Origin of the sequence: Pseudomonas sp. S5F11 (assembly GCF_019641515.1) — a bacterium.
Classification (GTDB): Bacteria; Pseudomonadota; Gammaproteobacteria; order Pseudomonadales; family Pseudomonadaceae; genus Aquipseudomonas; species Aquipseudomonas rhodesiae.
Map to the genome: position 1 here is coordinate 4,357,665 of NZ_JAIFJZ010000001.1, position 23,039 is coordinate 4,380,703.

Sequence of the window (23,039 nt, forward strand, 5' to 3'; positions counted from 1 at the left end):
CTAGTGACGGATGCTGTACTCTCCGATTTTTCAGGAGCAGTCATCCATGATGCGTCCCGACATCAAAGTCGAATGAGTGTGTCTCTATACCAAGCCATTAGGTGACGTTCTGCTCAGATATTTGTTGGATAAAGACAAATGTCAGTTGAGCTCACTTCGAAAAAAGCTGGATTAGCGAGTGATTAGCTCATCAAACTCAATGTTTTAGTTGCGCTATGGAGAAATGGTAGAAATTGACCATTTACCAAGTACATGTATCAAGCTAAAAGAAGAAAAATAGCCCTGTGTGGTTCTTGATTGCGATTGTGTTCAGGTGGATCAATTTTTTCATTACTGATGAGTTTTCAGGCGTCAGGTGGTCTTTAAATATCGCTAGCGCCTTGATGAGGTCCTCGTTGGTATTGATACTCTCATCTTCGTAGTCGTCAATTATTTTTCCCAGGGTGTTATTTATAGTTTCCACTGCGCCAGAGATCAGTAGTTTTTTATAATCTTCATCGGTGAGGTGAATGGTTTCAAGCAGAGAGTCCGGGCAATCATTTATGTCCAATAACCTCATGGCCTCTAGCGTGAGTGGGACACAAATCATCTTCATTGTTTTAGTTCCTTATTGAAATGGGTTGCTTCATTGTATTCACTTTGTGTTCTGCCCATTTGCTTTCCTGAAGGAGATGTCTTGTTGTTGGGCACGACGCCTTCAAGGCTTAAGTATCGTCTCGATCCCGGCAATGATGGGTCGTAGATTCTAAAGTAGTTTCCATTGATGTCCTCTACAACTTCAATTCCATTTAGAGGGTTCTTATATATTTTTTTGCCTTTGTCTGTTGTGGTTACAGTTGGATCGGTGCCGGCAAATTTGACAATGTTTTCACTCAGGCTAGCTGTTTTCCAATTCGCTGAGTATTTAGCTGATCGCTCAGCTCCTCCTGTTTTGGGTAATACAGCATCTCCTTCATCAGCTTTTACAGTTTTGGCCGGTTCATTAGCAGCTACCTCTGGCTTACAACCGTCTCCCCCGGGGCAGGTGTTTAAGCCTAACGGATCTACCCATCCTGTAGGGTTTAGAGCGTACTGGTAGGAGTTGATCCCACCCGCCAACTTCACCGGGTCCGGCGTCAGGTAGCGACCAATATCCGGATTGTAGTAGCGATGGCGGTTGTAGTGCAGGCCGCTTTCTTCGTCGAAGTATTGGCCCTGGAAGCGCAGTGGGTTGTCGAGTTTGCCTACGTCGAGGCGGGCGATTTCGCCGTAGGCGCGGTAGTGGGCGGACCAGGCGATATCGCCCTCGGGGGTGGTGAGTTCCTGGGGTGTGCCGAGGTGGTCGAGTTGGTAGTGGTAGGGCTGGGTGTGGTCTGGACCGAAGCCTTCCAGTAGGACTAGCGGCCGGAAGCTGTCGGGTTCGTAGAGGTAGCTGCGGTGGCGGCCCGCTTGGTGTTCGGCGATAAGTGTGTCGCCTTGCCAGAAAAATTCGGTGGTGATGCCGTCGACGGTTTTGCTGATACGTCGGCCGAACGGGTCATAGCGGTAACGGGCGGTTTGGCCGTTGGGCCGGGTGATTTCGATCAGCCGGTGTTGGCTGTCATAGCGGTATTCGGTGACGAGTTGCTGGCCTTTGCCGCGCCGTTCCTGGGTCAGGTTGCCGAAGGCGTCGTAGGTGTAGTGGCGGTCACCCTGGATCAGCAGGCGGTTGCCGGCGACGATGTCGGGGCCGTGGCGGTTTTGCATCAGCAGGTTGCCGGCCGGGTTGTGGGCGAAACGTTCCTGCACGTCGTGGGAATGGTCGGCGCGGGTCAGGCGTTGCAGCGGGTCGTAGTGGTAGTGGTGTTCGCCTTTGCGGGTGTCGAGCAGGCGGGTGAGGTTGCCGGCTCGGTCGTAGTCGTATTGGCGCTGGTAGAGCGGATGGGTCTGGTGGGTGACGGCGTGGGCGTGCAGGCGCTGTTGGTCGTCGTAGTGGTAGTGGCTGAGCAGTTGGCCTTGTTGGCGCTGGTGTTCCAGACCGGCGTTGAACAGGTGCGATGTCAGGGTTTTGCCATTCAATTCAACAGTCGCAAGGTGCCCGCCCTTGTCGCGGTTGAAGGCCACGCGGTTGTTATCCGGCAGGCGCAGGTGCTTGAGCTGGCCGCAGGCGTCGTAGCCATAGCGCAGGGTGCCCCAGCCCTGGTGTTCGGCGGTGAGGCGGTTTTGGCGGTCGTACTCGTAGGCCAACGCCCAGTGGCCGTCGTCGACGCTGAGGAGATTGCCCTGGCGGTCGTAGGTGTAATCGACGGTTTGGCCATCGGGCAGGATTTTTCGTACCAGGCGTCCGGCATGGTCGCGTTCGTAACGAGTGACGAGCTGACTGCCGTCGTCGCCGTGTTCGGTTTTTTCCTGCAGGTTGCCGTTGAGGTCGTAAACGTAAGCGGTGCGCTGCCCATCAAACCCGACTTCCTGTTGGATCAGGCCGTTGGGGTGGTAGTCGAGCCGGTAGGTCTCGCCGACTTCGTTTTCAATTTCAGTGAGCAGTAATCGGGCGTTGTCATAGCGGTACTGGACCTGAGTGCCATCGGCATTCAGGCGACGGCTGATCAGGTGCAGGCCGTCAGCGTAGTCGTAGCGGGTGACGTGGCCGAGTTCGTCGCGTTCGGCGGTGATTTTTCCGTAGGGGTTGTAGCTGTATTCACGGGTGGCACCGCCTGGCAGGGTCAGACGAGTCAGCCGACCCACAGCGTCCCACTGATACTGGGTCAGCGCGCCGTGTTCATCTTCGCGCGCCACCTCGCGGCCCAGGTCGTCGTAGCGATAGCGCCTGATGCCACCATTGGGCAACTGCTCCTCAACCAGTTGCCCGCGCTCATTCCACACCAGCCGATGGCAGCTGTGATCCGGGTACCAGACGCCGGTCAGTTGCCCATGTTTGTTGTAGCTGTAGTCGGTAACGTGACCGTCGGGATCGATGCTACGGGTGATATCGCCCTGGTCATTGCGCTCGTATTTCCAGACCGCTTCACCCCGGCGCATCACGCGTACGAAACCGTGGTCATGCTCGTACGTAGTGGGCTCATCTTCCCCAGGAAACAACGCCACCAAGCGTCCGGCTTCGTCGTACTGATAGGCCGTCACCGCGCCCAGCGGGTCTTGTTCGACCGTCAACCGCCCTTGGGCATCGTAGGATTTGAAGTGCTGCGCGCCATCGGGATCGATGCGTTGCACCAATCGCGCACGGTCATCGTGGACATAGATTTCCTGGCTGCCATCGGCGTTGTGCACCGTGACGCGGCCGTCATCCCCCCAGGCATAGCGCGTGTCCATCTGCGAGAAACTGGCCCAGTGCCGCACACAGCGTGCCGCCTTGCCGGAGCGTTCCCACGCCCAGAAGAAACTCGCCCCACCGGCCAGGCCGCGCTCCACAATGACGTGCTGCTCGTCGTAGCGATACACCTCGCTCTCGCCGACGGCATTGGTCGCCGAGACCAGTCGGCCCAGGTCGTCATAGGTGTAGGAAACGACGTTCTGCTCAGTAATCCACTCGTAAGGCTCATAACCCTTAGCGCGCTGAATTTGATAATCCACCGCGACAATGCGCCCAGCCCCATAGCGCAGAAACAACGAGCGACCCACCCCGTTATCCACCCGCTCGATACGTCCGAGCACATCGCGGAAAATTCGCAGGCGGTTGTCATACGCATCGCTGATCGCCGTCAGCACACCGTCGCGAAAGTGGTAGAACCGCGATGCCTGGGCCAGCACCAGCTCATCCGGCGAAGCGCCCAGATAGATCGCCGCTTCGGCCAGGCTATTGGTGATTGCCGGCCTCGCAACGGTGGGGATTGGAAACGAGATAGAGCGATTTTCATGGTCGGTCCACACCACCGAATCGCCTGAAACCACCAGCCGCTGCGCCAGCCCATGGCTCCAGCCAAACCCCAGCCCAACGTCGACTTCCACCGCGCTGGTGCGATACAGGCGCGTCCACTCGAACGGCAACACCCCATCCAGAACACCGTCAGTCAGGGTCAGCAATTCCTCGCCGGTGACCATCGACACGGGGCAGCCATTGGTGACGGTCTTATCCGAAGAAGCCGTCGCATCGCCCTTCGGGTTCGTTGATACAGCAGGCACATCATCCACAGGCTCTTTTTGCTTCAGCACCGCGTTCTGCCGCGCCCGCCAGCGCATCTGCAGCGTGCCTTGCTTCACTCTGCCGACCACACCGCGAACCGCCACCGCCTTGTAGCGATCCACCGCCTGCATGAACCTCGTCAGAATCGCCAGCACGCTCTGAACAAAACCAACAGCCGCTTTAACAATCTGTGCGCCATACCTGGCCAACCGCAGGCTCAAATACGCCACAGCTGCCGCCGGCAATGCGATGGTCAGCACCGCGCCAATCACTAGGTCAATCAGCAGCGACACCACAAACCCAGTGGCCACTTGCGCAATCTCACTGGGCGGCAATGCGTCCAACCAGATCATCGCCGTGCGCATCAGCAGGAACAGCGCCGCCTCATCACTGGCGAGCAACATTGCCTGTTCCATGACCTTGGGCGCATCGGTGGCAACTTGTGCCAGCTTGGCCGCTTCGGCTCCCAGCTGTTCGACGTACTTCAACGGGTTTTCAAGAATCGCCTGCACCAGCTTGATGCTGTCCCACACGTCCCGGATCGCGGCCCAACTGCCCGCCAGCACGCCGCTGCCAATCGCACTGGCCGTGGACTGCTGCCAATGCGGCTTGAAGCCTTGCCACTGTTCGCGAAGCCACCGCTCCAGGTCCGCCATCAGCCCGGCGTAGGAGGCGAACAACGCGTCAACCTGCTCCTGGGAAACACCACCCTGTACCCGCACCTGATAGCGCCCGCCAGCGGCGCAGTGGTGTGAGCCCCTGCCGTGCTCATCCAACATGACCCGCGTGGAACTGCCGTCATCCAGCCCGATCACCTCGACCGGAATGTCGCCAATCGGCACGTCATACACTGAGTCGAATTTGCTCTCTATCTTCAGCTCGCCGCCCAACTGGCACACGGCAACACTGCCGATAAAGTTCGGGTCGCTCATGCTCACGGTTGTCTGCGAGTCACCGACGCGCAACACCCGATCCATCTCCAGCAACGACGGCATATCTGCCGCATGGCTCACCGAATCCAGCGCCCGCGAATACCAGGCGCCCATCTGCTGGCGATAAGTCACCAGGCTCTGATGAAAGCCATCCAGCTCATGTTCGATAGAGGCAATGTGGGAAGCGTGGGTCATCCGTGACGTCTCGACAAAGGGCAAGGCGTCTGAGTCTGCCGCAGTAAAAAGCGGCTGGATGAACGGCGGGGAAAATCAGAAAGGGCTTACGAAGGTCGCGTAATAGTCAGCTCCAATCACAGTTGGGGGCTACTTCAAATGGCGATCATGCTCAATGACGAGCAGTGCTTTGTGCTTCTTTAAGTTGGGGTTCAAATTCAATCAGACCAGCCTGCATCCTCTGCAATACGGCGATTTGCTTAGCCAGGTCTCGCTTCTTAAATTGGCAATAGCGTGTTCTGCTCGATCCCAGGGCGAAGCATTTGCCTCTCCCTTTTCCAAATGTCCGCCGACCTGCTTCAGAGAGTGTTGCAATAAGCTGATTTGCAATTGCCAGTAGGGCCGTTCCGTAAGATGTGTCGGGCAGCTCCTGAAGCGCTTACGACCCCTTGTTACTGCAAAGGCCTCTGACTAGCCTGCCGAAAACTCAAGAGTGAAACAGGCATGAGCGAAAGGTCTATCCGTTTGACGGCGCCTCCGACGGGCTACAGCGATTGGCTGACCGGCCTTAAAAAGCGCATCCACGTGGCACAACAGCGTGCGTCACTGGCAGTCAATCGAGAAATGGTGCTCCTTTACTGGAATATCGGTCACGAGATTTTGACCCGCCAGAACCAACAGGGGTGGGGGAGCAAGGTTATTGATCGTCTTGCTCAAGATTTGCGTACGAGTTTTCCCTGCATGAAAGGTTTTTCGCCCCGCAACCTGAAGTACATGCGTGCATTTGCTGAAGCTTGGCCGGATTTGGAATTTGTGCAACAGGCTGCTGCACAATTGCCGTGGGGTCACAATGTGGTCCTACTCGACAAACTTCCGGGCCCAGAACCCCGTCGTTGGTACATCGCGCAGGCGATTGAACACAGTTGGTCCCGCAACACGCTGGTGATGCAAATCGAAACTCACCTACTGGAGCGCACGGGTAAAGCAGTCAGCAATTTCGAAAACCACCTTCCCAAGCCACAATCCGACCTGGCGCGTGAGTCGCTGAAAGATCCTTATCGTTTTGATTTTCTCAGTCTGGCCCTGGATGCGCAGGAGCGCGACATAGAAAACGCCCTGATCAAACACGTCACCGACTTTTTGTTGGCGTTGGGCGCTGGCTTTGCGTTCGTCGGCCAACAAGTTCTCTTGGATGTAGGGGGCGATGAGTTCTTCGTTGATCTGTTGTTCTACCACGTGAAGCTGCGTTGCTACATGGTGATCGAGCTCAAGGCGGGAAAATTTAAGCCTGAACACCTAGGCAAGCTGAGCTTTTACCTTGCTGCTGTAGATGCTCAGCTTAGGCATCCGCAAGATGGGCCAACGATTGGCCTATTATTGTGCAAGAGCAAGAATGCGGTGGTAGCTGAGTATGCACTGCGCGATAACAACCGACCTATCGGAGTGGCGGAATATCAACTGGTAGGGGCATTACCCGCAGAGCTGCAAACCAGTTTGCCAAGCATCGAGCAAATTGAGCGGGAACTGGCGGATTAAGCTCGGTTGAATAACGAAAGCCTGCTTTTCAGGGCAGGCTTATCGCACGCTAAGGCTGACTTACTTCTGATGCGCTGTCAGCGCCGCATACCCATTCATCAAGTTGCGATAGTTCGGGATACGCTGGGACAGTAGATTGCCCAGCCCTTCGATATCGTTACGCCAGTCGCGATGCAGCTCACAAGCCACCGAGAACCAGTTCATCAACTGTGCACCGGCTTGTGTCATCCGGCTCCACGCCGCTTGCTGCACCGTGGTGTTGAAGGTGCCCGACGCATCCGTCACCACAAACACCTCAAACCCTTCCGCCAGCGCCGACAAGGTCGGGAACGCTACGCAGACATCCGTGACCACACCGGCAATGATGATTTGCTTACGGCCGGTGGCTTTGATTGCCTTGACGAAATCTTCGTTGTCCCACGCATTGATCTGACCAGGACGGGCGATGTAAGGCGCATCCGGGAACATCTCTTTCAGCTCCGGCACCAGCGGGCCGTTGGGGCCCTGTTCGAAGCTGGTGGTGAGGATGGTCGGCAGGTTGAAGAACTTCGCCAGGTCGGCCAAAGCCAGCACGTTGTTCTTGAACTCGTTGGGTGAGAAGTCCTGCACCAGGGAGATCAGACCGGTCTGGTGGTCGACCAGCAGTACGATGGCGTCGTCTTTGTTGAGGCGGTTGTAGGTTGCAGTGCTCATGGTTGAATCCTTTTTTGTTTAGGTTGGTTGGGCGTTGCGTTCAACATGGGCACAGATTAATGGGTGCGTGGAATGTGATAAATCGGCTGGAATATGTCTTTCTGTCAACTTAAATAGGACGATGGCAAATGTTGTTCGTCTGTGCTGCCGATGAAGAGTCGAGCGTTGAATTGAGACTGAGTGAAAGGTATTAGCAGTGGCGGCGTCGCGGTGGTTGCGACCATGGGATGGAGTTTCTTACGGGCATTAAAAAGCCGGCTTGTGGCCGGCTTCTCGGGGACTGCTTCAATTTGTTTTTGACAAACCTTACCAGCCTTCAAATCGCTCAACCCACATGGCGTCGGGCTGAATAGTAGGGGCATCCGCGGGAACTCCTCCGCTTCGCCGAGCAGGGTGGGTAGCCTTGGGCCACCCCCTGCCAAATGTGCGGCGGATGATACCCACATTCCTCTCAGTTGCCCACCTCCGTGTCCGATTTAGAGCCTTCCCAGCCTAATAGATGCTCATCTAGCGGTACCGGAGGGCGGCGGTTGTTGAGGGTGGACCACCAAAACACCCAGCCTACAATCTCGAAGTTCTGTTCGAAGCGTTCCTCGTGGGTGAGGTATTCATCCGGGTGTTCGCTGGCGTTGTGACTGCGCATGCGCAAACCGCCGCCAGGCCGGTTGTAGAGGTATTTAATGCGCAGCATGCCGTCGTGTTCGACGGCGTAGATTTCGCCGTCAATGATTTGGGTGCGGCCTTTGTCGATGGCGAGGGTGGCGCCTTGCTGGATGATGTCGATCATGCTGTTGTCGACCATATAGGCGCCCAGCGCGCGGTCGGGGTTGATGTTGAGGGTTTTGAGAGCGTGCACAGAGATGCGAATACGTTCGGTTGAAGTGAAGGTGGGGTGGAGGGGGATCTCCACATCCAGTTTTTCCGGCGGGCAGGCGGGGCCTGTAAGGTATTTGCCACTTTCTTCGCGGGTGGGGAGTCCTTTCCGTGTTCCGGGGCCTTCCAGCAGGAAGTTGGCCGGTGGGTGTTTGGGGCCTTCGCCGGTGCGTAGCCAACGGCTGGAGACACAGAGCAGTTCTGCGATCTCATTGAGTCGGCCCATGGGCACGCCGCGTTTGAACCAGTTGTTCACATGTTGAGGTGTGACACCGCGGTTCTTGGCGAAGTCGGAAGCGGAAAGATGAACTTCCCGCAGTAGCGCTTTTAAACGATCACCTGATTTATTCATAAACGCAGAGTTTACTGGCCGAGAAAACTAATCAAATAAACCATGCGTTGATTTGCACTTGTAGGTTTTTGCTTAGTTGTGGCCTATTTTTTCATTTTTATTGCGTGATTAAACGTTAGTTGCTGGTTGTTGAACTGTGCGTTTATTTTTTCCAAAAAAAAGCCCCGAATGAACGGGGCTTTTTTTGATGGCCTCAGACAATGAGGATTCGGTATCAGCCTTTGTAGGCAGCCACCGACTTCATGATCTCGGCACGGGCGGCGTCTGCGTTGCCCCAACCGTCGATCTTCACCCATTTGCCTTTTTCGAGGTCTTTGTAGTTCTCGAAGAAGTGTTTGATCTGTTCCAGCAGCAGTGGCGGCAGATCGGTGTATTCCTTCACGTCCACGTACAGCTGGGACAGTTTGTCGTGAGGCACTGCGATGACTTTGGCATCGCCGCCGCCGTCGTCGGTCATGTTCAGGATGCCGACTGGGCGTGCGCGGATAACCGAGCCAGGGGTAACCGGGTAAGGGGTTACGACCAGTACGTCGAGGGGGTCACCGTCGTCAGCCAGGGTGTTGGGGATAAAACCGTAGTTGGCCGGGTAGAACATCGGGGTGGCCATGAAACGGTCAACGAACAGGCAGTCGCTGTCTTTGTCGATTTCGTATTTGATCGGCGCGTGGTTGGCCGGAATCTCGATGGCGACGTAGATGTCGTTCGGCAGGTCTTTGCCAGCCGGAATCTTGCTGTAGCTCATTGGGCGTTGCCCCCGTTAGTTGGCCAAGAAACTTGGCCGGATTGGCCTAAAAGTGGCCGCGATTATAGGCACATTCTGACGCCGATGCCATGCGCCAGACGTCGTACGGTCATTCGCCTTGTGGCTGATAGCGCGGGTCAGCGGCTTGCAGTTGGGTGAGGCGTGCCAGGGGATCCTGGCGATAGAAGCGGCTGAGTTGGGCGTATACCTGGGGATAACTGTCGACCAGCAAATCCGGGGCGCTGAAGAAATATTCGCTGGTAACGGCAAAGAACTCCGCCGGGTTTTCCGCCGCGTACGGGTCTATCTGCGTTTCGGCATCGGGGTGGGCGTCCAACTGGCGATTGAGGTCATCAAACGCGCTTTGCATCACGCTGGCCCACTCCTGCACGCGCATGTCGCTGTGCAGCGGCGGCAGGCCGTTGGCGTCGCCGTTGAGCATGTCGAGCTTGTGCGCCAGTTCGTGGATCACCAGGTTGTAGCCTTCCCATTGGCCGCTGGCTAGCACGCCGGGCCAGGCGAGGATCACCGGGCCTTGTTGCCAGGCTTCGCCGCTGTGCTCGCCATCCCACTCGTGCTCGACGCCGCTGGCGTCGCGATGGCGCTGCGGGCTGAGGAAGTCGTCGGGGTACAGCACGATTTCGTGGAAGCCTTGATACCAATCGAGGTCGCCAAGGTTCATCAGCGGCAGTTGCGCCTGGGCGGCGAGCAGCAGGCGTTGTTCCTGATGCAAGTCGACGCCGGGCAGGGCGGTGAGGTGTTTTTCGGCGAGGAACACCACGCAGGCTTCACGCAGCCACTGGTCCTGCTCGGCGCTGATGCCGTCGAGGAAGGTCAGGTGATGGCGCACCCGCTGCCACGTTTCGTCGGCAATCGGGTGCTTGGCCAGCAGGCGCCGACGACGCCAGGCGCTGAGGGACCACATCGCCGGTTACTGCTGTTTGGCTTCGGAGCTGGTGCGGCCAAAGCGGCTGCGAAACACGCCGATGATCATCGGCACCAAGGACAGCAGAATGATGAACACCACCAGCAGCGACAGGTTTTTCTTGATAAACGGCACGTTGCCGAAGAAGTACCCCAGAGTCACCAGGCCGCCGACCCACAGCACGGTACCCAGCACGCTGAAGCCGAAAAAGCGGGCGTACGGCATTTTGGCGATGCCGGCGACGAACGGCGCAAAGGTACGCAGGATCGGCAGGAAGCGCGCCAGAGTCACGGTTTTGCCGCCGTGCTTGTCATAGAAATCGTGGGTTTTTTGCAAGTAGTCGCGGCGGAAGATCTTCGAATTCGGGTTGCTGAACAAACGCTCGCCGGCGGTTCGCCCGATCACATAGTTGGTGCTGTCGCCAAGGATCGCCGCCAGCATCAACAGGCCGGCCAACAACACCGGGTCCATACCGCCGCCGGCTGCCACCGCACCGGCAATAAACAGCAGCGAATCACCCGGCAGGAAGGGCATGACCACCAGGCCGGTCTCGCAAAAGATCACCAGAAACAGAATGGCGTAGATCCACGGACCGTAATTGGTGACCAGCAGATCGAGGTAAACATCGAGATGCAGGATAAGGTCGAGCGGGTTGAAATCCATGGATGGCACCTGTGTGAACGGCCCGACTCAGCAGGCCTGTGCGGAAGCTCGGGTAAGTAAGGCTACAAGTGTATGCCGCGATTCTTACAACCCTGAAAGGTGCGCATTATACGGATCGGGAGGTGAAAAGCGTGTGGCTTTTGTAGCGGGGGATGTCGTTGAACCCGGTCTGCAGATCGCCGCCAATCCAGCGTGCTCGCGAAAGTGGTGGAGCAGTCAGACCATCATCGGGGGTAAGCCCCCTCCCACATTGGAGTAGTGTCAAGGCACCTGGCTCGGAGCGTTTCCCTGCATTTACACCCGCAGAACCGGTCGCAAAACCGCCATGACAATAAGATCAATGTGGGAGAGGGCTTGCCCTCGATAACGGTGTGTCTATCCGGGCATCAGTCTTCGCTGATCGGCAACGTGTAGTTCTTGAATTCGGTGTCCTCGCGAAAACCCATCGACTCGTAGGTTTTTTGCGCCACCTGGTTATCACTGCTGGTGGACACCCGCAGCCGCACCGCGTGGGTCTCCTTGGCCATTTTCTTGGCCATGCGCATCAGGTTGTCCGCCACCAATTGGCGACGTGCGTCTTCGGCCACATAAATATCATTGAGGATCCACACCCGCTTGAGCGACAGCGACGAAAAGCTCGGGTACAGCTGGCAAAACCCAAGCAGCTTGTTGTTGTCGTCATCGGCCAGAGCCAGGTAGATCACCGACTCCTTGCGCCGCAGGCGTTTTTCCAGGAAGGCCCGGGACGAGTCCGGGTAGGGCAGCGCCCCATAGAACTCGCGGTATTTGACGAACAAGGGGGTCAACAGGTCCAAGTGTTCCAGGGTCGCTTGAGTAATCCGCATGCCAGGCCTCAACTTCCAAATGGGGTATGACCACACAAGCGGCCGTGACCGGATGCTGCCTAATGGCGCCAAAAAGCGCAATCGTGCGGCTATTGGTCATCCGGTGAGCTGAGCAGAAAATTCCCTTTCATCAGGTCCGGATCGTCCGACTCGATCGTCTGAACCTGCGCCTCGTCCTTGAGATTGACCCCCGACAGCTGCCGTCGACACGCCTCTCGCATCAAGTAAAGCAGGCGATGCGCGGCCATGCCGTAACTCAGCCCTTCCAAACGCACGTTGGAGATGCAGTTGCGGTAGGCATCGGTGAGGCCGACCTTGGGGTTGTAGGTGAAATACAGGCCCAGGCTGTCCGGTGAGCTGAGCCCCGGTCGTTCGCCGATCAGGATCACCACCATTTTGGCGCCGAGCAATTGCCCGATCTCGTCGGCCACGGCCACACGGCCCTGTTCCACCAGTATCACCGGCGATAACGACCAGCCCTCGGCGTGGGTTTGTTCCTCCAGGCGCGTCAGAAACGGCAACGTGTGTTTATGCACCGCCAATGCCGATAAGCCATCGGCCACCACCACTGCCAGGTCCACGCCTCCCGGATTGGCCTGGGCATGCGCGCGCAGGGCCTGGGCCGATTCATCACTCAAGCGGCGGCCCAGGTCCGGGCGTTGCAGGTAGCTGTGGCGGTCGGTGGCGGCGCTGTGCAGCAACAGGCTGTCACGCCCGCGTTCGGCCAGTTGCTGGCTCAGGCCCGCATGGTCGAACGGCAGGTGCACCGCGTCGCGCGCCTGGGCGTGGGCGAACTGGAAATCCAGTTGCGCACTGGTGGGAATGCTGGTGCCGGTGCGGCCCAGAGCAATGCGCGCCGGGGTGAGGCGGCGCAGTTCCAGCCAGGGGTTGTCGGGCAGGTCGGGTTGCACGGTAGGCTCCTTCATCCCAGTTGCGCCAAGGCTTGGCGAAAAGCCGGAGGCAGGCTGCTGCCGAAGCGCACCTTACCGTCGGCCTGCGTGAAAATGCCCATTTTCGCCAGCCACTGTTCAAATTCCGGTGCCGGTTTTAACCCCAAGGTCTGCCGGGCGTATAGCGCGTCATGGAAGGAGGTGGTCTGGTAGTTGAGCATGATGTCGTCGGAGCCGGGGATGCCCATGATGAAGTTGATCCCGGCCACGCCCAGCAGCGTCAGCAGGGTATCCATGTCGTCCTGGTCGGCTTCGGCGTGGTTGGTGTAGCAGATGTCGCAGCCCATCGGCACGCCCAATAGCTTGCCGCAGAAATGATCCTCAAGGCCGGCGCGGATGATTTGCTTGCCGTTGTACAGGTATTCCGGGCCGATAAAGCCGACCACGGTGTTGACCAGAAACGGCTTGAAATGCCGCGCCACCGCGTAAGCGCGGGTTTCGCAGGTTTGCTGGTCGACGCCAAAGTGCGCGTTGGCCGACAGGGCGCTGCCCTGGCCGGTTTCGAAATACATCAGGTTTTGTCCCAGAGTGCCGCGCTTGAGGCTCAAGCCCGCCTCGTAGCCTTCCTGCAGCACGCTCAGGCTGATGCCGAAACTGGCGTTGGCCGCCTCGGTGCCGGCAATCGACTGAAACACCAGGTCCAGGGGCACGCCACGGTTGATGGCTTCGATAGAGGTGGTGACGTGGGTCAGCACGCAGGCCTGGGTGGGGATCTCGTAGCGTTGGATGATCGCGTCGAGCATCTCCAGCATTGCGCAGATGGAGGCGATGCTGTCGGTGGCCGGGTTGATGCCGATCATGGCGTCGCCGTTGCCGTAGAGCAGGCCGTCGAGAATGCTGGCGGCGATGCCCGCCGGTTCGTCCGTGGGGTGGTTGGGTTGCAGGCGCGTCGACAAGCGCCCGCGCAGGCCCATGGTGCCGCGAAACTGGGTGACGACGCGGATCTTCTGCGCCACCAGCACCAGGTCCTGCACGCGCATGATCTTCGACACGGCGGCGGCCATTTCCGGCGTCAGCCCGGGCGCCAGGGCGCGTAGGGATTGTTCGTCGGCGGCGTCGCTCAGTAGCCAGTCGCGCAGGCCGCCGACGGTCAGGTGGCTGACTGCGCTAAATGCCTGTTTGTCGTGGGTGTCGATGATCAGACGGGTCACTTCATCGCTTTCGTAGGGAATCAGCGCTTCTTCAAGGAAGTGTTTCAACGGGATATTCGCCAGCGCCATTTGCGCCGCCACCCGCTCGCCGTCGTTCTGCGCGGCCACGCCGGCCAGGAAGTCCCCGGAACGGGCGGGGCTGGCCTTGGCCATTACGTCTTTGAGGCTATCAAAGCGGTAGGTTTGTGCACCGACCGCGTGGGAAAAGCTTGCCATACAGTGTCTCCTTGACGACGCGGGCCAAATGAATGAACAGCGCCCGCGTCGAGGTTTACGGCTTAGTGCAAGGCGGCCTCTGCGGCCTGGATCGCGGCGAATTCTTCTTCGGGCGTGCCTGCTACCAAGTGATGCCGGCTGTAGAAAGCAAAGTAAGCAATTAATACTCCATAGATGATCGCCGCGCCAATCACCACCCGCGGATCCACCAGAAAGCCCGCCACCACGGCCACACAGGCCAGTACCAGCGCGACGCCGGACGTGAAGATGCCGCCGGGCGTGCGGTAAGGACGTTCCATTTTGGGGCGACGGACGCGCAGGGTGATGTGCGCAGCCATCATCAACACATAGGAAATCGTCGCACCGAACACCGCCACCAAGATCAGCAGATCGCCCTGGCCAGTGAGGGATAGGCCGAACCCGATAATGCCGGGGATCACCAGCGCCAGTACCGGCGCCTTGCTTTTGTTGGTTTGCGACAGCTTGCGCGGCAGGTAGCCGGCGCGGGAAAGCGCGAAAATCTGCCGCGAATAGGCGTAGATGATCGAGAAAAAGCTCGCGATCAGACCGGCAAGGCCGACCAGATTGACGAAGCTGCCCATCCAGGTCGAGCCGCCGTAGGACAACGCCAGTGCTTCCACCAACGGGTTACCCGATTTGACCAGCGCATAGGTGCCGGCGCCGCCCGGTGCGATCACCAGGATCAGCAGGGCAAAACTGGTGAGCACCACAATGGCGCCGATCAGGCCACGGGGCAGGTCGCGCTTGGGGTTCTTGGTTTCTTCAGCGGCCAGCGGTACGCCTTCCACGGCGAGGAAAAACCAGATCGCATAAGGGATTGCCGCCCATACCCCGACGTAGCCGAAGGGCAGGAAGGTGCTGGCGCCCTTGGCTTCGGTCACCGGCACATCCAGCAAGTTGGCCATGTTGAAGTGCGGCACCATAGCCACAAGGAACACGCCCAGGGCAATCGCCGCAATGGCGGTGATCACGAACATCAGCTTCAGCGCTTCGCCGACGCCGAAAATATGGATGCCGATAAACAGGATGTAGAACGCCAGATAAATCATCCAGCCGCCAATGCCGAACAGCGACTCGCAATAGGCGCCGATAAATACCGCGATAGCGGCCGGGGCGATTGCGTATTCGATCAGGATGGCCGTTCCGGTGAGAAACCCGCCCCAGGGCCCGAAAGCGCTGCGGGCAAAGCCGTAGCCACCGCCGGCGGTGGGGATCATCGAGGACAGTTCGGCCAAGGAAAAACACATGCACAAGTACATGGTGGCCATCAGTAAAGTTGCGAGGAACATGCCGCCCCAGCCGCCTTGGGCCAGGCCGAAGTTCCAGCCGGCATAATCGCCGGAGATCACGTAGGCAACGCCGAGGCCCACCAGCAGTACCCAGCCGGCGGCGCCTTTTTTCAGTTCGCGTTGTTGGAAGTAGTCGGTGTCGACTTTTTCGAAGTCGACAGAAGATCCAGTGGGTTCGCTAGGCATGGAAAAGTACCTTTCATTGTTATTGTTTTTAACTCGGCCTCTGTGGGCCGGATGTATTCGCAAGTACTTATAAATATCTAAATATGGGAGGGGGCAGGCCCCCTCCCAGTGTTGATGGCATTTCAAAGATGGGAGGGTGTTGTGAGTTAGAAGAAGCCCAATGGATTAATGTCGTAACTCACCAGCAAGTTCTTGGTCTGCTGGTAGTGATCCAACATCATCTTGTGAGTCTCACGGCCCACGCCGGACTTCTTGTAACCGCCGAACGCGGCGTGCGCCGGGTACAGGTGGTAGCAGTTGGTCCATACGCGGCCTGCTTTGATCGCCCGGCCCATGCGGTAGGCGCGGTTGATATCGCGGGTCCACACGCCGGCACCCAGGCCGAACTCGGTGTCGTTGGCAATTGCCAGGGCTTCGGCTTCGTCCTTGAACGTGGTGATGCTCACCACCGGGCCGAAGATTTCTTCCTGGAACACGCGCATTTCGTTGGTGCCCTTAAGCAGGGTCGGCTGGATGTAGTAACCACCGGCCATGTCGCCGCTGAGTTTCTCGACCTGGCCGCCAGCCAGCAGTTGCGCACCTTCGCCTTTGGCGATGTCCAGGTACGAGAGGATCTTGTCGAACTGCTGCTCGGACGCCTGGGCGCCGACCATGGTGTCGGTGTCCAGCGGGTCGCCGCGTTTGATCTGCTCGATCTTCTTCATCACCACTTTCATGAAATCGTCGTAGATCGACTCTTCCACCAGCGCGCGGGATGGGCAGGTGCAGACTTCGCCTTGGTTGAAGAATGCCAGCACCAAGCCTTCGGCGGCCTTTTCGATGAACGACGGTTCGGCTTTCATGATGTCGGCGAAGAAGATGTTCGGCGACTTGCCGCCCAGTTCGACGGTGGACGGGATGATGTTGGTGGCCGCCGCGTGCATGATGTGCGAGCCCACCGGGGTGGAACCGGTAAAGGCGATCTTGGCGATGCGCTTGCTGGTGGCCAGGGCTTCGCCGGCTTCTTTGCCGAACCCGTGCACCACGTTCAGCACGCCCGGTGGTAGCAGGTCGCCGATCACTTCCATCAACACGTTGATGCCCAGCGGCGTCTGCTCGGCCGGCTTGAGCACGATGCAGTTGCCGGCGGCCAGGGCCGGGGCGAGTTTCCAGGCGGCCATCAGCAGTGGGAAGTTCCACGGAATGATCTGACCGACCACGCCCAGCGGCTCATGGAAGTGATAGGACGCGGTGTGCTCATTGATCTCGGCGCTGGTGCCTTCCTGGGCGCGGATGCAGCCGGCGAAGTAACGGAAGTGGTCGGCAGCGAGGGGGATGTCGGCGTTGAGGGTTTCACGCACGGCTTTGCCGTTGTCCCAGGTCTCGGTGATGGCCAGCAGTTCGAGGTTCTGCTCGATGCGATCGGCGATTTTCAGCAGCACCAGCGAGCGGTCCTGGGCTGAGGTTTTGCCCCAGGCGTCGGCGGCGGCATGGGCGGCGTCCAGCGCTTTATCGATGTCTTTGGCAGTGGAGCGGGGGAATTCGGCGATAGGCTTGCCGTTGACCGGCGAGGTGTTGGTGAAATAGTTGCCATCGACCGGCGCAACGAACTCGCCACCGATGTAGTTGCCGTACTTGGCCTTGAACGAAACGATCGCGCCTTCAGTACCGGGGTGTGCGTAACGCATGGTGGGTATCTCCTGGCTTTTATGTTTATTGGAGTGCAGCGCTCAAGCGCTTGGTAAAGCGTAGAGCAAAGGTTGGGCCACTGCGTTGTGGGCCAGATAAATCAAGGGGTTGGGCTTTGTTGCAAAGGGTTGCTGTGACACGCGCGATACAGCGGGTGTGACAGTTTGTGCCATAAGCGGTACAGCGTATGGCCAGTGGGCCCACTCGGGATTGCATCCATCACAGGCCTGGAGGATGCTGGACGCTCTCACGCCGGGAGAATAATAAGAACATGCACAACGATCATTTCAGTCGCCATGCCCAGCAAGTCCTGACAGTGGCGCGTGGCCGCGACCCATCGAGCGATCCGTCCATCGCGCGTTCCTGGCTGCGGTGCCTGGAGGATTACCACCTCGACCCTGCGCAAACCATCGCTCCCACCGTGCTCGAACACGGCCGCCTGCTCGAAAGCCGTGAGCGTCTGCAGCAAGTACTGCAAATCGCCGGCAGCGAGATGAACAGCCTGCATCAACAACTCTCAGGTGCCGGCCACGCGGTGCTGCTGACCGATGCGCGCGGAGTGATCCTCAACTGTGTCACCGCGCCCTCCGAGCGTAGGGTTTTCGAGCGCGCCGGGTTGTGGCTCGGTGCCGATTGGAGTGAGGCCAGCGAAGGCACCAATGGCATCGGCACCTGCCTGGTTGAACGTCAACCCTTGACGATTCATCGCGATGAGCATTTTCGCGGCCGGCACACCGGGCTGACCTGTTCGGCTAGCCCGGTATTCGACCCCCATGGCGAGCTGCTTGCCGTGTTGGATGTGTCATCGGCTCGTGAGGCGGTGTCGCGCCAGAGCCAGTTCCACACCATGGCGCTGGTGAACCTGTCGGCCAAGATGATCGAAAGCTGTTACTTCCTGCGTCACTTTGAACAGCACTGGCTGTTGCGCTTTCACCTGCAGGCCGAGTCGGTGGGGCTGTTCAGCGAAGGGTTGCTGGCGTTCGATGGCGAGGGGCGCATCTGTGCGGTCAATCAAAGTGCGCTGAACCTGTTGGGGCAGGTGCGTGGCGGCTTGCTGGGCCGTTCGGTGGAGGCAGTGTTCGATTGCGCTTTGGACCAGTTGCTCGGTCGCGCCAGTGCCAACGCCACAGCCAGCTGGCCATTGCGTAGCTGCGATGGTCGGCAGTTATACGCTGCATTGCGCGGCCAGGCCCGCAGCTTGCCGACGCCACCAGCAAAAGTTGTGGCGCCGCATTCAGGTGTATGCCTGGTCGACCCGGCCCTTCAAACTGATTTCCGTAGAGCACTGCGCATCTTTGAACGCGACGTGCCGTTATTGATTAATGGCGAAACGGGTTGCGGTAAAGAAGCTTTCGCCAAAGCAGTGCACCAGGCCAGCGCGCGTGCCGATAAGGCTTTTGTCGCTCTCAACTGCGCTGCCATCCCCGAAAACCTGATCGAAAGTGAGCTGTTCGGTTATCGCGGCGGCAGCTTTACCGGCGCGTTGAGAGAAGGCATGCGCGGCAAATTACTACAGGCCGACGGCGGCACGCTGTTTCTCGATGAGATTGGAGACATGCCTCTTGCGTTGCAAACCCGTCTTTTAAGGGTGCTGGACGATCGCGTGGTGGTACCCATCGGCGGTGCCCCGCAGGCAGTGAACGTCAGAATCATCAGCGCCACCCATCGCAACCTGTCAGAACGTGTGGCCAACGATAGCTTCCGCGAAGATCTTTACTATCGTCTCAACGGCGTTGAAATTACCCTGCCACCCTTACGTGAACGTAGCGACAAAGCGCAATTGCTGGCGTTTTTGCTTGCGAATGAAGCGCCAGGACAGGTTGTGGCGCTTGAGGAAAAGGCGCATCACGCTTTGCTCGACTACGCCTGGCCTGGCAACGTTCGGCAATTGCGCAACGTCCTTCGCACGTTGGTGGCCTTGTGCGAGAACGGGCAAATCAGGTTCGAAGATTTGCCGCATTTCATTCGTCAGGCGAGAGCGGGCGCGGCTGTCGGGCCGCGTCAGGAGCGCGCGCTGGACAATGCAGAGCGTGGGGTGTTGCTCAACGCCTTGGAGCAGCACCGTTGGCATATGTCCCACACGGCAGAAAGTTTGGGAATAAGCCGCAATACGCTTTATCGGAAGTTGCGAAAGTACGGAATCGAACGTTGTTTGCAAATGTGACCTGCATGATTAACGGGGTGCGTAAGGTGAAGGCAATATTCAGGCTTGAAGCGTTTTGATAAGGTTTTTCGAATTTTATTTGTATTATTTATATGGGGTTTCGCCACTCAGGGTACGAGCAGCTATTAATCTGAAATCGTCCTTTGGTGTGGAAAATGAAAACTTTAGAAAGTACCAGGCCAACGTCAAACTTTGCGAGTGACGTGGCTGGGCAATATCCTTCTATTACCACCGAGCCGGGCAGCACTGGTGCAGTTGTTGGCAACAGAACTTTCGCGCAAGTGCCTGACACTCCTGAAGCGCGTGCAAAGGCTGACGCTCAGTTGGGCAAACCCTATGCGATCGCATTAGCGACGCGCTCCTATCAAACCTCGATAGCGCAGTCTGATATTCAAGTTGCCCCAGAGTCGACACTTGGACGTTGGCGCACCTTATTGGACAGTGCATTTAAAAGCCCTGGATTTTTAGCGTGGGCGAAAGAGCAGGGGCTTGATCTCAAAAGTGTCAAGCTGGATCCGTACCTCGGGGAGTTGACGGGGATAGTCAATGGCAAGATGAAGACGTTCTCCCTTAAAGACGATTCGGGTTGGGCAGATATTTCTCGAGTGCTGTTGTCGATTGCAAGGGTGATCGCTCCAATGCCCGGACAGGCGTTCAATTATCCATGGCCGGAAGGTAAGGTGCCGTCATACACAGTGGGGCGATTTTATGGAGAACCTATCGACCTCTCTCCTTCGCAAGCCGCCGCGCACCGGGAGAAATTGAAAGCAGGGGCCACGTTTGAGTTTGCACCTTTGCAGCATGCATCGCAGCGCTCTATAGAGGCTTTAGCGCAGCAGAATGAGGCGCTGGGTAATGACGCTAACCGTCATGCGCTTCTTGAGGCGCTGAGATCGCTGAAAGGCGATGCCGACGGGAAGATCGATCTGAATAACGCCAGGGTACCGATTGACCGACGGTCAAGTTTGTATCTCACCGAACAGCGTCAGGAAATGAGTCTTGCGCAATTACTTGAAAAGCAGGGGCATAAACTTCCCGGCGACAGTACGCAAGCGCATGCGTTGGCTGATGCACTGTCCTTTGACCTTGTCCATCGGTCGCCTGGAACTGACGCCGGGGGAGTGAGGCATATTGTCGGGCAACTGAACAAAACCTTAGTACGCAAGATGAAAGCGGTGGTGGGTGATTGGAAGCTCAAGCATGCAAACCAAGCACTAGAACCTCAAGCAGGGGCCGGGGCAGGTAGTTTGTTGCATAGTCTGATCACCGGGCTGTCTCCGGCTGCAAAGAAGGATATTGCGCACAATCCATCATCGGCACTGGACCAGCTCATTCGGTCGCCCGAGGCGCAGGCATTGGGTAAAGCCATACAAGAGAAACTCAGATTAGCCGAATCGCCGACCGCTGCAATCGAGGCGTTAACTGCGGCGCTCGTGCAAGAGCTTGATCCTAATTCTGGAAGGTCCCGTTTCAACTTGGCAGGCTATAACCTCTATCAACTCGACAATGCAGGGGTTAGCGCTGCTGAAATCGTTAAACGTTTTACCGCTTACCTTGAAACCAAGGTGGGAGTTGCAGCAGCACCGCTTGCTGCGCGGCTATTACTCTCAGCCGTTGCTCCTGAATTTCTGGTGAAAGACATTCCTCCTGATCTTGCTAATAGCTCTCATACATGGACGACCTTCTCTACAGCGGTTGCATTGGTAGAGCAGGAAGCGCCTGGCGCATCGGCGAACATGACGTTCAGTCAGGTCATAAGGTACGCGGAGGCGCAGCTTGGAATTCTCGACGGTGACTTCGAGTTAGCAGCAGCATCAAAGGATGCAGTTACTGCGTGGGGCATTGTTAATCAGGTGATTAAAAGCAACCCCAACGGGCAGTACACGATCGAGGAGGTTGAAAAATCACAAGAGGTACTGGAAAAGCAGAAAAAGGAATTGAAGTGGGCAGGTGCTGAACTAATGAAGCCGGCTCCGACTCGACGGGATGTGGCGCTGGCGGAGTTCAAGCGGGTGTTCCCGGATGTCGATCCGACTAAGGCAAGCTTGCGCAGTATCAATGACAAGAACTATGTCGTCTCTCCCCTAGATGTCTACATGACGAAGTCCAGTCTTCCAGATTGGTTGGATTTCTGGGTGTCGAAAGATGAAAAGGAACTCCCTTGGAAATCAATAAAGTCGCGCTTTTCTGAGCTGGCAACCGATATTGATAAAAAGTTTTCTGACAGGTTTGGCGAGTACACAAAAAGTCAAACCGCAGCGAGGGCTGTTTTATTCAAATATCATCTTTCTTTGCTTCCTTTTGCTGTGCAAGAGCGTATAAAAAAATCAGATGTAACGTTCATGGGACTGTCTCGTCCATTCTTGGAGACAGAGTTAAAGAGTAATACTGGCCTGAGCCTGCACCCCGCTGAAGTGCTGCGAGAACCAACCCCGCGTGAACTCATGGCGTTAGAAGGGGGGCATGGTGTCCTTATGAAAGTTGAGGGGGCGGATGGCAAGGTCGAATATTACAGTTATTATCCCACTTCAGGAGAGTTCATTAAGGAACAGGGTGTACCGCAAGAACGAGTAGATTTTGATGATAGTAAATATTTTCCTTCGGGTACCAAGGCGCGTGTATCAGGCACGTATGACGTTTTCAAGAAATTTGGTGAGACCAATCATAAGCAGGATTTAACCGGTGTTAGCGAGGAAGAAAAAGTTCCTTATTTTTCTCGACGAAATGGCGCGCTGGCGTCAGTGGTGGGGAACTTTTTCACGAAAAATTTCGGTGAGTTAAAAGGGGCGGCTTACGGAGAAACAATAATTGAAAAAAATATTAAGGGTAACAAAGCTGTCAATGATTTTCTTCTTTCGCTTATTCCTTTTTATGACGGAATTGATGAGGCGATCAAAGGTCAGGTTGTAGGGGCGGTTACTAATATCGTGTTCGATATTTTAGGATTTCTTATTCCCGGGCTCGGCGCCGCGAAAAAAGCGGCGAAGGCCGGTAAGTCGTTAGGCAAGATACTCAAGCGTTCTATATTGGCTGGGGTTGGCGCTTCCGTAGGCGTTACCGATGCGATAGATCTCCCGAAAAACGTTTACCGAGGGCTTGGGGCACTTGGTAAGGATGCGAAGAAACTGTACAAGCATGCAGACGAGATACTGCCTCGATTAAAAGGGAATTATAGAACTTATGATGTGACAAGAGTTTATAAAGAAGGTGATGTCGTCAAGGGTTTCCATCAGGTGGAGTCTGATGGAGTGCGTATGCCGGTGATCGCTATATTTCGCAAGGGGGCGTGGTATGCATACAGTACCGTCAAGAATACACCGTTTGGTCCCCAGTTAGTGCAGTTTGGTGTTCTGAGCCAAACGATGCCTAGCCAGCAATGATTGCAATGGGATAAGTGGGGGAGGTTATCGTGTGAATATTAAATATTTCGGCTGGTGGGTGGCGGGATGGTTGTGTAGTTTTACTTGAAGTAGTGCGGAACTGTTTTAGCTCTTTGGGTTACTTAGTGATTGGGAGTAAGGGACGACTTCCTAATGTAAATCAATCATTAGGTAGAATAT

Annotated in this window: 15 protein-coding genes; 3 read left to right on the forward strand and 12 right to left on the reverse strand. The window is 57.0% G+C overall.

From position 1 onward, the window contains the following. Positions 1-262: 262 nt before the first annotated feature. Together K1567_RS19720 and K1567_RS19725 are read right to left on the reverse strand one after the other, a co-directional pair. On the reverse strand, positions 263-595 hold the full coding sequence (locus K1567_RS19720; RefSeq protein WP_034115239.1) for a hypothetical protein: 333 nt from the start codon (positions 593-595) through the stop codon (positions 263-265). Further along, positions 592-5,226 carry an RHS repeat-associated core domain-containing protein gene (locus tag K1567_RS19725; RefSeq protein WP_220698788.1) on the reverse strand — a complete coding sequence of 1,545 codons (4,635 nt, stop codon included), beginning with the start codon at positions 5,224-5,226 and terminating at the stop codon, positions 592-594. Before K1567_RS19725 ends, K1567_RS19720 begins: the two co-directional genes overlap by 4 nt. Positions 5,227-5,709: 483 nt before the next feature. Between K1567_RS19725 and K1567_RS19730 the strand changes: the two genes are divergently transcribed. After that, positions 5,710-6,741, forward strand: a complete 1,032-nt coding sequence (locus K1567_RS19730; RefSeq protein WP_220698789.1) for a YhcG family protein — start codon at positions 5,710-5,712, stop codon at positions 6,739-6,741. Between the two features lie 60 nt (positions 6,742-6,801). On the opposite strand, the gene ycaC is transcribed toward K1567_RS19730, so the two are convergent. The 10 genes from ycaC to K1567_RS19780 form a co-directional block, all read right to left on the reverse strand. Further along, entirely contained in the window at positions 6,802-7,434 is a 633-nt protein-coding gene (ycaC, locus tag K1567_RS19735; protein WP_034100941.1) for an isochorismate family cysteine hydrolase YcaC, read from the reverse strand. 451 nt (positions 7,435-7,885) lie between these two features. Beyond that, positions 7,886-8,659, reverse strand: a complete 774-nt coding sequence (locus K1567_RS19740) for a S24 family peptidase (RefSeq protein ID WP_034100940.1) — start codon at positions 8,657-8,659, stop codon at positions 7,886-7,888. 214 nt (positions 8,660-8,873) lie between these two features. Beyond that, positions 8,874-9,401, reverse strand: coding sequence for an inorganic diphosphatase (ppa, locus tag K1567_RS19745; protein ID WP_003176323.1), 528 nt, complete (start codon positions 9,399-9,401; stop codon positions 8,874-8,876). Positions 9,402-9,510: 109 nt separating this feature from the next. Next, positions 9,511-10,326: a zinc-dependent peptidase gene (locus K1567_RS19750; protein ID WP_034115223.1), complete on the reverse strand. Its 816-nt coding sequence runs from the start codon at positions 10,324-10,326 to the stop codon at positions 9,511-9,513. A gap of 6 nt (positions 10,327-10,332) precedes the next feature. Next, a complete protein-coding gene (locus K1567_RS19755; protein ID WP_034100938.1) occupies positions 10,333-10,989 on the reverse strand; it encodes a DedA family protein in 657 nt (218 codons plus the stop codon). A 386-nt stretch (positions 10,990-11,375) separates the two neighbouring features. Continuing rightward, complete coding sequence (locus K1567_RS19760) at positions 11,376-11,834, reverse strand: N-acetyltransferase (protein WP_034100937.1); 459 nt, start codon at positions 11,832-11,834, stop codon at positions 11,376-11,378. A gap of 89 nt (positions 11,835-11,923) precedes the next feature. Beyond that, positions 11,924-12,760, reverse strand: coding sequence for an ethanolamine ammonia-lyase subunit EutC (gene eutC / locus K1567_RS19765; protein ID WP_034100936.1), 837 nt, complete (start codon positions 12,758-12,760; stop codon positions 11,924-11,926). After that, a complete protein-coding gene (locus tag K1567_RS19770) occupies positions 12,757-14,151 on the reverse strand; it encodes an ethanolamine ammonia-lyase subunit EutB (RefSeq protein ID WP_034100935.1) in 1,395 nt (464 codons plus the stop codon). Before K1567_RS19770 ends, eutC begins: the two co-directional genes overlap by 4 nt. 62 nt (positions 14,152-14,213) lie before the next feature. Beyond that, positions 14,214-15,647, reverse strand: coding sequence for an ethanolamine permease (gene eat, locus K1567_RS19775; RefSeq protein WP_034100934.1), 1,434 nt, complete (start codon positions 15,645-15,647; stop codon positions 14,214-14,216). A gap of 146 nt (positions 15,648-15,793) precedes the next feature. Then, complete coding sequence (locus K1567_RS19780; RefSeq protein ID WP_034115221.1) at positions 15,794-17,314, reverse strand: aldehyde dehydrogenase family protein; 1,521 nt, start codon at positions 17,312-17,314, stop codon at positions 15,794-15,796. Between the two features lie 272 nt (positions 17,315-17,586). On the opposite strand from K1567_RS19780, the gene K1567_RS19785 reads away from it, so the two are divergent. Together K1567_RS19785 and K1567_RS19790 are read left to right on the forward strand one after the other, a co-directional pair. Then, positions 17,587-19,479 carry a sigma-54-dependent Fis family transcriptional regulator gene (locus tag K1567_RS19785; RefSeq protein WP_034115220.1) on the forward strand — a complete coding sequence of 631 codons (1,893 nt, stop codon included), beginning with the start codon at positions 17,587-17,589 and terminating at the stop codon, positions 19,477-19,479. 155 nt (positions 19,480-19,634) lie between these two features. After that, positions 19,635-22,859, forward strand: coding sequence for a hypothetical protein (locus tag K1567_RS19790; protein ID WP_169903385.1), 3,225 nt, complete (start codon positions 19,635-19,637; stop codon positions 22,857-22,859). Positions 22,860-23,039: the final 180 nt, after the last annotated feature.